The organism is Planococcus sp. PAMC 21323 (assembly GCF_000785555.1).
Classification (GTDB): domain Bacteria; phylum Bacillota; class Bacilli; order Bacillales_A; family Planococcaceae; genus Planococcus.
In genome coordinates this window covers 2,604,269-2,617,458 of sequence record NZ_CP009129.1, presented here as the reverse complement: position 1 = coordinate 2,617,458, position 13,190 = coordinate 2,604,269, and the positions used below count along the sequence as shown (strand labels likewise).

The window sequence follows — 13,190 nt, the reverse complement described above, 5'->3', positions numbered from 1 at the left end:
AAATGGGGAGTTCCAAGCTGAAAATTAATAAAGACTTGTTTTTAGCATTTTTCCGGGTAGGTCTTCTTGGATTTGGAGGTGGACCTGCTGCGATTCCACTTTTTCACAGGGAAGCGGTCGTCAATTATAAATGGATGACAGAAGATGAATTTGGAGATACCTTGGCCTTAGGAAATACAATGCCAGGCCCCATTGCTACTAAAATGGCAGGTTATATTGGGTATCGGGTTAACGGTTTGGTGGGGTGTATTGTAGCATTGATCGCTACCGTCGTTCCTACTGTCGTATTAATGATTATCTTGTTAGGTATTTTACAAAAATACAAAAATCTTGAATGGGTCAATAGCATGTCTGCAGCTGTAGTTCCCGTTGTAGGAGTTATGCTTGCTATTATGACGTGGGATTTTTTCCAGAAGTCAGGCAAGTCTTTAGGAATGGGTCGCGCTATTGTGTTTACGGGGATTGCAATTGTCTTATTAGAATTCTTAACCATTCATCCCGCAATTGTTATTTTAGGGATTTTAATCGTTTCCTTAACTTCCTTTAAAAAAGGAGGAGACTCAAAATGATTTACTGGTACCTCTTTTTAGCATTTTTTATTCCAGGGATATTGGGATATGGTGGTGGACCGGCTTCGATTCCACTGGTGGAAAAAGAAGTAGTTGATCGCTATGAGTGGATGACGACACAAGAATTTGGAGAGGTTTTAGCGCTAGGCAATGCGTTGCCAGGACCTATTGCAACTAAAATGGCAGGTTATATAGGATATGAAGAGGGCGGGATTCTTGGAGCAGTTGTTGCGTTATTTGCTTCAGTAGCGCCGTCTCTTATTCTCATGGTGATCTTGATGGTCACTCTTTTAAAATACAAAGATTCTCCGAAGGTTAAAAATATCACCAAATTAGTGCGACCGGTCATCGCAGTGTTGCTTGGTGCAATGACACTTCAGTTTTTCATGACGTCTATCGATAGCTCGGGTACAGTACAAACGGTAATATTAATTGTTCTTAGCTATTGGTTACTAGAAATCAGAAAAGTCCATCCTGCGCTCGTCATTTTAATGGCACTTGTTTACGGTGCCGTGTCGGGTCTTGTGTAAATCAATATAGCTATAGAAAAGCCATCCAATTCTGGATGGCTTTTTAACTATCCAAAGAACGTAAGCAAATTTATTTACTTTTAATTCGAGAGCGTATATTGTAGACAACAAGGATAATAGTTATCCGTAATTGAAAGAGGGTGATTTGGGTGCATATGAAACCAGGTGTAGAGCAATCGGTATATGCAGTGTTGTTATTAAATATGCTTCCGGAGAAAGCTGTTCTTCCGGGTGAAGCAATTAGTCAGCAGTTAGGAACTTCTCCAACGTATTTTCAAAAACTATTAAGAAAACTGGTCAGTGCAGGCTTAATCACATCTGTACCGGGAGTCAAAGGCGGATTTAAACTTAACAAGAAACCAGCAGATATTAATGTGTTTGATATATATGTTGCCATCGAAGGTCAACAATCGCTTTATTCACCGAGCGGAGTATTAGGTGATTTATTGGAACTTGACGAACCGGAATCTTGCTGCTTATTGACAGAGCTAATGGTAGAAGCTGAAAGTGCATGGCGCTCCCGTATGGAACAAGAAACAATCGAATCTCTTTCACAAAAAATGAAAGAACAGAGATTTCAAAAGAAAACAACCGAGTTAGCCGAATGGCTTGAACAAAAACGAGTGATTTAACAGAAAAGAGGATTAATGATGATAGATATTTTACCGCGCATTAACGAATTGGCACAGAAAGCGCGTCAAGAAAGACTAACAGACGCTGAAAAAGTTGAACGTCAAGTCTTGCGTGAAGATTATTTACGCGAAATTCGTGGTCAAGTCGAATCAACAGTGACAAGCATGAAGGTCATTGACCCATTAGGGGATGACGTCACGCCTGACAAAGTTCGAATGAAAAAACAAGCAATCTAAGCATAGAAAGCTCACATAAAGAGAGGAAGAACAAGATGAACGATTATTTAGTAAGAGCTTTAGCTTATGATGGACAAGTGCGCGCGTATGCAGCACGTACGACAGAAACGGTTGGGGAAGCACAAAGACGCCATTACACGTGGCCAACTGCATCTGCAGCACTTGGCCGATCCATGACAGCGAGCGTCATGTTAGGCGCTATGATGAAAGGTGAAGAAAAATTAACGATTCGCATTAATGGTGGGGGTCCTATTGGCACCATTTTAGTAGATGCAAATGCAAAAGGCGAAGTCAGAGGTTATGTAAGCAATCCATTAACTCACTTTGATTTAAATGACCAAGGAAAACTAGATGTTCGAAGAGCGGTCGGCACAGAAGGAACGTTGTCGATTTCCAAAGACATTGGACTACTTCAACCATTTGTTGGACAAGTTCCATTAGTATCGGGTGAATTGGGTGATGACTTTACGCACTACATTACGACGTCTGAACAAATTCCGTCATCTGTAGGAGTTGGGGTTATTGTAAATCCGGATAATACCATTCAAGCTTCGGGTGGATTTATTATTCAATTATTGCCTGGCACGGAAGAAAGCATCATTGAAGATATTGAAGCCCGTCTAAAAGTGATTCCGACAATCTCTAATATGGTACGCGAAGGGTTAACGCCAGAAGACATTTTAAACAAAGTATTAGGCGCCGGAAACGTCAAAGTTTTGGACGAAATGCCTGTGAAATTTCAATGTCAATGTTCAAGAGAACGCATTTCTAACGCTATCCAAGGACTTGGAACAGTTGAAATAGAAGATATGATTGTGACAGACGGAAAAGCTGAAGCACAATGCCATTTTTGTAATGAAAATTATTTGTTTTCAAAAGAAAATTTACAAGATATGTTGAAAACAGAAGTATAGCGATCGCAAAAGGTTCATGGTGTAAAAGCCATGAACCTTTTTTATTGGAAAAGAAAAGGAATATATTGTAATTATCTCGAATTCAAAGTAAGTTTATGAGAGATTAGATAGGGAATTAAATAAGAAACGAAATTTGGAGGTAACCTACAAATGAAACATCTTTTTCAACAAGGGACAAATCCAGCGAAACCTACTTTTTTGATGCTGCATGGAACAGGTGGCAACGAGACAGATTTGCTAGCTATCGCAGCGCATATAGATCCTGAGGCTTCGGTATTGAGTGTTCGCGGCAATGTCTTAGAAAACGGTATGCCGCGCTTTTTTAAACGTTTATCTGAAGGTGTTTTTGACATGGAAGATTTAAAGTTTCGTACAGAAGAGCTACACGAGTTTATTGGACAAGCAGCAATAGAGCATAACTTTGATCGTAATCATGTTATCGCAATCGGGTATTCAAATGGAGCAAACATTGCGGCGAACTTGTTATTCACGTATTCAGATTCCTTAAAAGGAGCGATTCTCCATCATCCGATGGTTCCAAACCGAGACACTGATTTACCTGATTTAACAAACGTTCCTGTATTTATTGCTGCTGGTACGAACGATCCAATCTGTTCTGCCGAAGAGTCAACAGATCTTGAAAAACTACTCACAGATGCAGGTGCAAAGGTGCAATTGCACTGGGAAGACTTTGGTCATCAATTAACAATGCCAGAAGTAGAAGCAGCAAAAGATTGGTACGATAAATTATAAAAAATCCTTCCCTAAGCAATTGGGGAAGGTTTTGATAGTACATAATGAGCTTTTGACAAAGCGAGCACTTTTCATTCATGATAAAGAAAACTTAGGAGGGGTGTTATGCAAACTAACCCGCGTATTCAAGAACAGTTAGAAGCATGGGTAGAGGCAAATAGAGGCCATGCAATATTAGGGACAACCGCTCAATATATACCGGCACTTGGAAAAGAAGATCCAAGTCAGCTTGGAATCTGTATGCTTGACGACAATGGGAATTATTATTGCGCAGGAGACACAGACAAAGAATTTACGTTGCAAAGCATTTCAAAAGCATTAACGTTTATTGCGTTAAGTTGCAATTATGGTTTGGATTTCGTATTAGAGCGTGTTGATGTAGAGCCAACTGGTGAAGCATTTAATTCGATTGTTCCATTTGAAATTCATCGACCGAACAAACCGTTTAATCCCTTCATCAATGCAGGAGCTATTACCATTTCAGCATTATTACCGGGGCAGACCAGTCAAAAGAAATACGAATTTCTTCTACATTTTTTAGAAGACTTAGTGGGTCACCCGCTTGAACTAGATAAAGAAGTATATGATTCTGAATGGGCTTCTTCACATCGCAACCGAGCTTTAGCTTATTATTTGAAAGAAGCTAAGTTCCTAGAGATTGAAGTAGAAGAAGCACTTGATATTTATATTCGTCAATGTGCGATCAAAGTGAGTACGAAAGATTTGGCGTTAATTGGTTTGATTATTGCATACGACGGTTACAACCCAATTACCAAGGTCAAACATTTCTCAGACGAAATTGCCCAAGTTGCGAAAGTATTGATGGTAACATGTGGGATGTACAATTCATCAGGTAATTTTGCAGCGCATGTTGGAATTCCTGCGAAAAGTGGCGTATCAGGTGGAATCATGGCAGCTGTTCCACCGAAGCTTCACTCTCAAACTTATGAATTCCGAGCTGGAGCGGGCATTGGTGTGTATGGGCCCGCGATTGACGTACAAGGAAACAGTGCAGCAGGAACCATGATGTTGCGACAAATTTCAAAAGAATGGGATTTAAGTATCTTTTAATAGAACCCCGTGGGCTAAATAAAGCCTACGGGGTTTTTTCTGAAAAATGGGTTTATTAGCTTGAAACCGGGTAATAGGAGAATGATTATAAAACAAAAAGGAGTGTCAAAATGGCAAAAGAACCCGAAGTGAATAAAAAAAGTAAGACAAAAACTTTTGGACTTTGTTCACTCAGTAAAACTAGAACTTCATAACGAAATGTAACAAGCTGCAAATGCGCACGATATATTTTGTTTTCAATAACCAAGAAGTAGCACAGACAATTATGTGCTGATGTCAGATTGAGCAATTCAACCTAGTTTTCGAATTCATAGAAGCCATTCGTGGATATCGTCATTGGAACAGAGCAGGCAAATAAAAATTAATAAAATACATGTCCATTCCGAAAATGTTTAAGAAAGTTTGCATTGGGTATTTTCTAGATTAAGCAAGCAACTAAAAAACAAAAAATGGAGGAATAGGAAATGACTAACAATAAATTTATGGGTACATTCGACAGTGAAACAGAAGTACTAAACAAAATTGAGGAACTAAAAGCACAAGGTTCTAGTGAAAACGATATGTATGTAATGGCACGTGATGAAGATCAAATCTCGATGGTCCGAGGACGAACAGATGTAGATTATAAATCATCTGAAGGAAACTGGATGGACAAGTTTATGGGCTTCTTATCAGGGGATGACTCAACACGTGAAGCATTCTCAGGTATGGGAGTAGACAAAGATGAAGCGGACCGCTATTACAATGAAGTGCAAAACGGCAAAATTTTATTGTTTGTAGACCGTGAGTACGGCGCAAATTACGAAGGTAAGGCGCCTTACGATAATACATCAACAAGTGCAGAAGCAGGAACAATGGGCGCGGCTGGTTTAACAGGTACAGGATTAGGCAGAAATCATATGGACACTGATGCAGTAGGTAGAGACGGCTTAACAGTAGATACTAATGATGAAAATGAAGTCTATTACAACAAGAAAAATGATACGTTCGGCAGAGATACTACTGAAACAGCAGGTGTTGGAAACGAATCAGGAACAGGATTTGGTCTTGAGTCTAATCGAACAGAAGAACATTCTACAGATACAAGTCGTTTTGAAAATAATGACAAAAATCTTCCGACAGAAGAAGAAAAAATGCAATTACATGAAGAACGCCTGAGCGTTGATAAAGAGCGTGTGCAAACGGGAGAAGTAAATGTTGGGAAACATGTCGTTGAAGAAAATCAGACAATTGAAGTACCTGTTGAACGTGAAGAAGTTTATATTGAAAGACGCCCAGTAAACGAAGAAACAGTTGGCAACTCTTTTGATAAAGAATCTACATTAACAGGAGATGCATACCAAGAAGGACAAGATATTCATATTCCCGTATCAGAAGAACATGTAGAAGTTACAAAAAAAGATGTAATATCTGAAGAAATTGTCGTTGGAAAACGTAAAGTGCAGGATACCGAAACGTTCAACGAGACGGTTCGCCATGAAGAAGCAGATATCGATGATGATTCTAATGGAATGAATAACAAATTAGGTCGTGAAGATCGTACAGATCGTGATCGTTTCTAATAGATAAGAATGTGAAAGACGGGGGTAACTCCCCGTCTCATACTGTAGACAAAGTCTATTGAAAATGTATAGTTGTGTAAAAGCCACAACCGTTCTAGCCACTACGCTTTCCATGGGCTCAGCTTCAGCCTCCTCGTCACTGACGTTCCTGCGGGGTCTTCAGCTCTCGCTGTCCCATAGGAGTCTCCGTGGCCAGAACGGTTGCTAGCATGAGGTTCCAATCAGAGAGAGTAACCAGCGAATTTACTTTTCAATAAGATTGATGAGTAATCACACAAGGATACGGAGCGCAATGCGGCGACTCCTGCGGAAAAACGGAGTGATGAGACCCCGCAGGAGCTTGCGACGAGGAGGCTCAGCGCTTCGTCCGCGGAAAGCGTCCGCATGGAGCGAAGGATCCTGTATATAGGATAAGATGAATGTTTATTCGTTAACTAACGTAATAACTCTTTTGTCTACGACATGAGACGGGGATAACTCCCCGTCTTTTTGTCGGTCTAGAAAGAATAGCGTATAGTAGAAGAAAGCTAGGAGGGATAAGCATGGACGGCAAAAAAAGAAGTGACGTGAAACCAGGTATTGAAGTAAACGTGATTTTAAAACAGGATCAGCGCTCAGGCAAGAAAACACAAGGAGTTGTTAAGGATTTACTGACAAACTCAGCGACTCATCCACACGGCATTAAAGTACGTTTAGAAGACGGACAAGTAGGAAGAGTTTGTGAAATTTTGACTGGAAAGTAAATGTGATTTTTAAACCTGAAATTTACGAGAAGATGGAAAGACGTACAATAATCAATAAAGACAAAATCACCAAAACCGGACCCATAAAAAGGGTCCGGTTTTGTGTTAATATAGGGGTATTGAAAAAATGAAGGAGTCTCTTATAATGAGCCAATTCTTTGAACGAAAAAAACAGGAACTGGGAGTTCAATTAAATAAAATACAGCGAAAAGCAGTCGAACGAACAGAAGGTCCATTGTTGTTACTAGCGTGTCCTGGATCTGGGAAAACCACCACAATGATCATGCGAATCGGGTATTTAATAGAGGAAAAAGGAGTTTTCCCATCACGGATCAAAGCGATTACGTTTAGTAAAGCCTCAGCTAACGATATGCTTGAGCGTTACAAACGTTTTTTCCCAACATTACAACCTATTGATTTTTCTACGATTCATAGTTTAGCTTTTCAAATCACTCGAGATTATTTTTCAGGATCACGTTATCTCATGATCGAAGGCAATGAAACAAATGGTCTTCATAAAAAGAAATTGCTTCGAGAAATGTACCGGACAGAAAACGATGAACCAATTACTGACGATCAATTAGAAGAATTGATTTCGTTTATTAGTTTCGTAAAGAATAAAATGTTGCCAAGAAAGCAATGGGCTAAACTAAAAGAACCTTTTCCTGGAGCGATTGAAATCTTAAAAACCTATGAAGCTTTCAAAGAAAACTATGACGTAAGGTTAGTAGATTTTGATGACATGCTCTCACTCGCTTATGAGGCTTTAGAAAAAGATAAAAGCTTACTAGCAAAGTATCAAGGACGCTGGGATTATGTGATGACAGACGAAAGCCAAGATACTTCGCAGATTCAACATGCTATTGTAGAGAAATTAGTAGCACGCCACCAAAACCTGTGTGTCGTGGCAGATGACGATCAATCGATTTATACGTGGAGAGCCGCTGAACCTACGTATTTACTAAAGTTTAGAACCGTTTATCCAAACGCCTATATTATGAAAATGGAGCGTAATTATCGTTCCTCTCAGAACATCGTTCATACTGCGAATGCATTTATTAAAACCAATAAAAAGCGTCACGATAAAAACATGTTCACCAAACAAGGCGAAGGTGATCCAATTGTCTTGAAACGATTAAGTTCAGAAGATGCACAATTTAAATACGTGCTAAAAGAATTGAAGGAATTGACGGACTATGGAGATGTAGCTATTCTGTATCGCAATAATTCATCTTCAACTTTATTAATGAGCGAGCTTGAGCGTTTAGGCATTCCGTTTTATATGAAGGATTCGGACAATCGCTTTTTCTCGCATTGGATTGTGGAAGACATGTTGAATTTTATGCGTTTTAGCTTAAAGCCGGAACGTATTGATATTTATTCAAAAGTAGCTTCTAAAACCAATGCGTATTGGTCAAGCAGTCAATTGAAAATGCTGAGTCGAATGAAGCCAACAGGTAAGCATGCCTTTGACGACATCAATTTGACGATTACATTAAAAGACTATCAACTTAAAATTTTGGCTGAGCAAAAAAAATGGTTTGAAGCATTAAATAATATGAAACCTTTAAAAGTGATTCGAACGATTCGTGGGGAAATGGGTTACGACCAAATGCTTGCCAGTCGTGCCGAGAAATTTGGGATGAAAATGACGTACTTGGCACAAATCCTTACCACTTTAGAACAAATAGCAGAACCGCTAGACTCAATGACGGCATTTGCTAAACGTCTCAAGCAATTAGAACAAGTAACGCAACAAGCTAAAAAAGAAAAAACCGACGATATGCTTACCTTATCTACTTTCCACAGCTCAAAAGGCTTGGAATTTGAACGGGTTTATATGATTGATTTGGTAGAAGGTGTTATTCCAACAGAAGACGATGCGGAAACGCCTGATTTATTGGAAGAAGCACGTCGATTGTTTTATGTAGGCATGACAAGAGCAAAAACGCATTTAGAACTGGTTAGTCATGGCAACGAATCACGTTTTGTTGGAGAAGTGCGTAAACTCATTGTTCCTGAAAAAAGACTAGCCACAACTCAAAGTGATAAAGCTAAAACTCCTATTAAAGTTAAAGTTCCGGATAATCCAAATGCGATCCACACGGAAGAGGTTTTGCGTGAAGGTGTTCGGGTTCGTCACCGCGTTTTTGGAGCAGGAAAAATTGTCGAACGAGACAAAGATCGGATTTCTATTCAATTTGCAAAAGAAAGAAAAGACTTAATGATTGATATTTGCATAAGCTATAAATTATTAGAGACGATCGAGTAGCGCTTCTGCAAAAGGCAGATGTGACATAGAGAAGAACGCGGGGAACTAAAGATGAGATTGAGGGACTGGGATCGAAGTTTAAAAGTTCGTTTAATAGGCGAATTTTTCATGAATACAAGTTATTGGATGGTATTCCCGTTTTTAGCGATTTATTTTGCTGAAGAATTTGGTAAAGGAACCGCAGGACTATTACTCGTAATTTCACAAGTTTTTTCTGTAGCAGCAAACTTAGTCGGTGGGTATTGCGCAGACCGTTTTGGTCGTAAGCGTATGCTTGTTGTTGCATCTGTAGCACAAGGGTTTTCGTTTTTGCTATTTGCCTTTGCCAATTCACCTTGGATGCAATCTCCTGAGCTCGGGTTTGTAGCGTTTACACTTGCAGGAATGTGCGGCTCGTTGTATTGGCCGGCAAGTCAGGCAATGATTGCGGATGTTGTACCTGAAAAATACAGAAGTGATGTCTTCGCTATTTTTTATACGACTTTAAACATTGCGGTAGTAGTAGGTCCATTATTTGGCGCGGTACTTTTCTTCTCGTATCGATTTGAATTATTGCTAGTAGTGACAGTTATTTCAATGCTACTCGGTTTAGTATTGAGATTTTTGACAAGAGAAACCTTATCGCAAGAAATGGTAAACAAATGGCAGTCGCAAACGGCGATAGGCTGGGTTGGCGCCATTTCAAAGCAGTTTAAAGAATATGGTTTAATCTTTAAAGATCGTCTGTTCTTATTATTCATCATTGCTGGGATTTTAGGTGCCCAAACCTTTATGCAATTAGATTTACTCATCCCGATTTACTTAAAAGAAACAATTGATAGTCAAACGATCGCGACCTTATTTGATAGGGAATGGTTTGTTACTGGGGAGACTTCTTTTGGACTCTTACTCGCTGAAAATGGATTGTTCGTTGCGTTACTCACTGTGGTTGTGACAAGATGGATGACGAAGTTTCCAGAGAAATGGGTTTTCTTTGCCTCAGCTGCTTTTTACGGACTGGCGATGTGGTTATTCCCGCTAACTTCCTGGTTTTGGATGTTTGTTGTAGCAATGGCCATCTTTACATTTGCCGAATTGATGGTGGTTGGTCTACAACAAAGTTTTATTTCAAAACTAGCACCTGAAGATATGCGTGGCCAATATTTTGCCGCTGCGAGTATGCGTTATACCATCGGTCGTATGATTGCACCAATTTCCATCCCAATGACTGCTTGGTTTGGCTTTCCATGGACTTTTGGCATTCTTGGTCTCCTCGCAATTACAAGTGGCTTTGTTTATCTACTGATGTTCAAATTGTACGAAAAAAGGCCTTCCCATTGAGGAAGGCCTTTTGTATTTAATTTAGTTTTGATCTTTAGCCAATTTCACTAGCATATGTGCTAACATATGTTGCTGGTCTTTGTCGCCAACCTGCCACAAACGTTGTAGTAAGTATTCTTCACTATTTTTAGGATCTTCTTTTTTCGCAAGATGAGATGCAACTTTCTCTGCTAGTTGTGCAATGCGTTCTTCGCTTAATCCCATTTTCTCGCCTAATGCTACTTTTTCACTCAAGTAATTAATGAATACGGAAAAATCCGCTAAAATCTGTTCTTTTTTCTGTTCATCTGTATTTGATAACTTTTCTTCAACTTGTTTATTGATGTTTTCCATTTCTTCGCCAACTCCCTTGTGATTTTTCAATACAGTGTTTATTTACCACTGATTCGATAGTTTAAACATCAAATTCATAATAAAGGTTCGGAAAATTCGTTTAAATTAAATGCTTAAGGGTAATCAGATAGTGACGGTGGAATATAAAGAGGAGGATGACTAAATGACCTTATACGACAAAATCCAGGAATTGAAAAGTTTCGAATGTCCAGATCGTTGCGTGTTAAGTGTATATTTGAATACCAATCCAACTGACCTGAATGCTCAGAATGGGGCATGGAAGATCCATCTGAAAAATGGTTTAAAGCGATTAGATGAATACTTAAAAGCATCAAATAATGAAGAAGAAATGAAGGCATATAAAAATATAAGAAAAAAAGTGGAAAAAGAAATACTAGACAATCAAAATGAACTTCAAAAAGGGGTCGTTATTTTTGCTTCTGAGCAAAACGATCTTTGGTCTGTACATTATGTGCAAGTACCGGTCAAAACAAGTTTCCATTGGGAAAACAAACCTGAATTAGAAGAACTGAGATATATGTATAAAGCATATCCATACGCGGGTATCGTTTTACCAGGTTTTAAAGGAATCCGTGTTATTGATACTTCTATGGGGATTATTAACGAAGAGTTCTTTTATGAGTTTGATTCAGGACTAGAAGTGTGGACTGAACAAAAGGGTGCACGTAGCTCAGGTCGAGTAGGCGTTGGTGCAGGTAGCACAGTCACAGGTGGTGGTGGGGGAAGTCCCTCTGATGAACTAGACCACAGACTAAAAGAAAACTTAGAGCGTTTTTATAAAGACATGGGTGGCAAAATGGATAAGTTGAAAAAAGAACGCAAATGGGAAGAAATTCATGTGGTTGGAGAAGCCGACCACGCCAAATCATTTGCTAAAACACTTCAACAAAAACCAAAAAGCTGTGTATATAAAAACTTAATGAACAACGATCCTGGAAAAATTCTACACGAAGTATTTGAAGTATAAAATGAACACCTCAGCATTTTGCTGAGGTGTTTTTAGTTTGGTTTTGGGCAAAATGTACAAGTAGCAAAATCAGGCATTTCTTTATAGAGACAACACGTTTTGCGGAGCGGCTTTGAAATAGCTTGTTGCAATGACATGTTACCAAGTAATTTTTCCAGGTAAGATGTTTTGATAGGCTTCCAGTTCTCATTCTCTAGCAACCATTCTATGTCTTCAGCGACTAGTCGAGGATTTCGTGGTTCTAAACTGGCATAAAACCATAACAAGGAACCTAGAATATTTTCCCAGCAAGTAAGGGGTGAAATTTTTATGTGTTTTTTGAACTCCGTTCTCAAGTCATCTACTTGCTTATAAAGAATATCGTGAAAGGCATGGAATCGTTTATCCGAGTCAATCGTTTTAAAAGTAGAAGAAGGTACATGCGTTTGTAATAAGGGCAATCCATAATTATGAACGCGGTCAAATTGTAACTTTCGCCAATCTATATCAAAATAACCATTATATTGATAGAGTAAACTAAATTGAGCGGTTACATACAACGCGTATTGTCGGAAAAAATAAGAAACAGCCACGCCAGCATTATCCGTATCACACCAAACTTTTAACTCTTCTATCATGGCAGGAATATCTGCGTTAAGTTTTTGTTGTGGCATACGATCGACTACTACAGATTGTGTACTTAATCCATACTTAGCTTGTTGCGGAAAAGTCATTACGATTCACCTCTTTTTAATTATGCTACGGTAAATACTAGTTGTTTGCAAAGTGCACGTAAAGATTTCTTTTGGAAAATATTAAGAAAATGGATAAAATCGAGTAAAGGAGTGAGGATATGAAATTTTCTGTTTTGCGAATTGATCATGTGCAAGTGGCAGCACCTGCTGGACAAGAGGAAATGGCAGATTCTTTTTACGCAGGAGTTTTAGGGATGAAGAAAATTGAGAAGCCTGAAGCGTTAAAAGCAAGAGGAGGAATTTGGTTTGAGTTTGGAGACCAGCAGTTGCATGTAGGCGTTGAAGATCCTTTTTCGCCAGCAAAAAAAGCGCATCCGGCATTTCGTGTAGCGGGTTATACGGAAATGAAAGAATATTTACTAGCGAATAAAATAGATTTTAAAGAAGATGACAGTATTCCAGAGGTCGAACGGTTTTTTGTTTTTGATCCTTTTGGAAATCGGTTAGAGTTTTTAAAATAAATGAAATCGCTCTGCAAAAAGCAGAGCGATTGTTATTTGCAAAAAAGCTGCCCAAATGGACAGCTTTTAAA

15 protein-coding genes are annotated in these 13,190 nt (G+C 39.0%); 13 read left to right on the top strand and 2 right to left on the bottom strand.

Annotated features, from left to right (window positions below; translation table 11 throughout):
* The first annotated feature begins 2 nt into the window (after window positions 1–2).
* From PLANO_RS12905 to PLANO_RS12855, 11 genes are all read left to right on the top strand, one after another.
* Window positions 3–569 (top strand): chromate transporter, encoded by a 567-nt coding sequence (locus PLANO_RS12905; protein WP_038704852.1) that lies wholly within the window; start codon window positions 3–5, stop codon window positions 567–569.
* Window positions 566–1,099 carry a chromate transporter gene (locus tag PLANO_RS12900; RefSeq protein ID WP_038704851.1) on the top strand — a complete coding sequence of 178 codons (534 nt, stop codon included), beginning with the start codon at window positions 566–568 and terminating at the stop codon, window positions 1,097–1,099. Before PLANO_RS12905 ends, PLANO_RS12900 begins: the two co-directional genes overlap by 4 nt.
* A gap of 149 nt (window positions 1,100–1,248) precedes the next feature.
* Window positions 1,249–1,731: an RrF2 family transcriptional regulator gene (locus tag PLANO_RS12895; RefSeq protein WP_038704850.1), complete on the top strand. Its 483-nt coding sequence runs from the start codon at window positions 1,249–1,251 to the stop codon at window positions 1,729–1,731.
* Between the two features lie 18 nt (window positions 1,732–1,749).
* Window positions 1,750–1,968: a DUF896 domain-containing protein gene (locus PLANO_RS12890; RefSeq protein ID WP_038704849.1), complete on the top strand. Its 219-nt coding sequence runs from the start codon at window positions 1,750–1,752 to the stop codon at window positions 1,966–1,968.
* Between the two features lie 35 nt (window positions 1,969–2,003).
* Window positions 2,004–2,882, top strand: coding sequence for an Hsp33 family molecular chaperone HslO (hslO, locus tag PLANO_RS12885; protein ID WP_038704848.1), 879 nt, complete (start codon window positions 2,004–2,006; stop codon window positions 2,880–2,882).
* Between the two features lie 150 nt (window positions 2,883–3,032).
* The gene (locus PLANO_RS12880) at window positions 3,033–3,635 is read left to right on the top strand and encodes an alpha/beta hydrolase (RefSeq protein WP_038704847.1); all 603 of its coding nucleotides are present in this window, start codon (window positions 3,033–3,035) and stop codon (window positions 3,633–3,635) included.
* Window positions 3,636–3,740: 105 nt separating this feature from the next.
* Entirely contained in the window at window positions 3,741–4,706 is a 966-nt protein-coding gene (gene glsA, locus PLANO_RS12875) for a glutaminase A (protein ID WP_038704846.1), read from the top strand.
* 464 nt (window positions 4,707–5,170) lie between these two features.
* Entirely contained in the window at window positions 5,171–6,268 is a 1,098-nt protein-coding gene (locus PLANO_RS12870; protein ID WP_038704845.1) for a DUF2382 domain-containing protein, read from the top strand.
* Between the two features lie 542 nt (window positions 6,269–6,810).
* Window positions 6,811–7,011, top strand: coding sequence for a YwbE family protein (locus tag PLANO_RS12865; RefSeq protein ID WP_038704844.1), 201 nt, complete (start codon window positions 6,811–6,813; stop codon window positions 7,009–7,011).
* 145 nt (window positions 7,012–7,156) lie between these two features.
* Window positions 7,157–9,283, top strand: coding sequence for an ATP-dependent helicase (locus tag PLANO_RS12860; RefSeq protein WP_038704843.1), 2,127 nt, complete (start codon window positions 7,157–7,159; stop codon window positions 9,281–9,283).
* A gap of 51 nt (window positions 9,284–9,334) precedes the next feature.
* Window positions 9,335–10,603, top strand: coding sequence for an MDR family MFS transporter (locus PLANO_RS12855; RefSeq protein ID WP_038704842.1), 1,269 nt, complete (start codon window positions 9,335–9,337; stop codon window positions 10,601–10,603).
* A gap of 21 nt (window positions 10,604–10,624) precedes the next feature.
* On the opposite strand, the gene PLANO_RS12850 is transcribed toward PLANO_RS12855, so the two are convergent.
* Window positions 10,625–10,936 (bottom strand): DUF3243 domain-containing protein, encoded by a 312-nt coding sequence (locus PLANO_RS12850; RefSeq protein WP_038704841.1) that lies wholly within the window; start codon window positions 10,934–10,936, stop codon window positions 10,625–10,627.
* A gap of 163 nt (window positions 10,937–11,099) precedes the next feature.
* Between PLANO_RS12850 and PLANO_RS12845 the strand changes: the two genes are divergently transcribed.
* Window positions 11,100–11,924 carry a VLRF1 family aeRF1-type release factor gene (locus PLANO_RS12845; RefSeq protein WP_038704840.1) on the top strand — a complete coding sequence of 275 codons (825 nt, stop codon included), beginning with the start codon at window positions 11,100–11,102 and terminating at the stop codon, window positions 11,922–11,924.
* A 32-nt stretch (window positions 11,925–11,956) separates the two neighbouring features.
* Here PLANO_RS12845 and PLANO_RS12840 read toward each other — a convergent pair whose 3' ends face one another.
* Window positions 11,957–12,637, bottom strand: coding sequence for a hypothetical protein (locus tag PLANO_RS12840; RefSeq protein WP_038704839.1), 681 nt, complete (start codon window positions 12,635–12,637; stop codon window positions 11,957–11,959).
* A gap of 119 nt (window positions 12,638–12,756) precedes the next feature.
* Here PLANO_RS12840 and PLANO_RS12835 point away from each other — a divergent pair, with 119 nt between their 5' ends.
* Entirely contained in the window at window positions 12,757–13,119 is a 363-nt protein-coding gene (locus PLANO_RS12835; protein ID WP_038704838.1) for a VOC family protein, read from the top strand.
* Window positions 13,120–13,190: the final 71 nt, after the last annotated feature.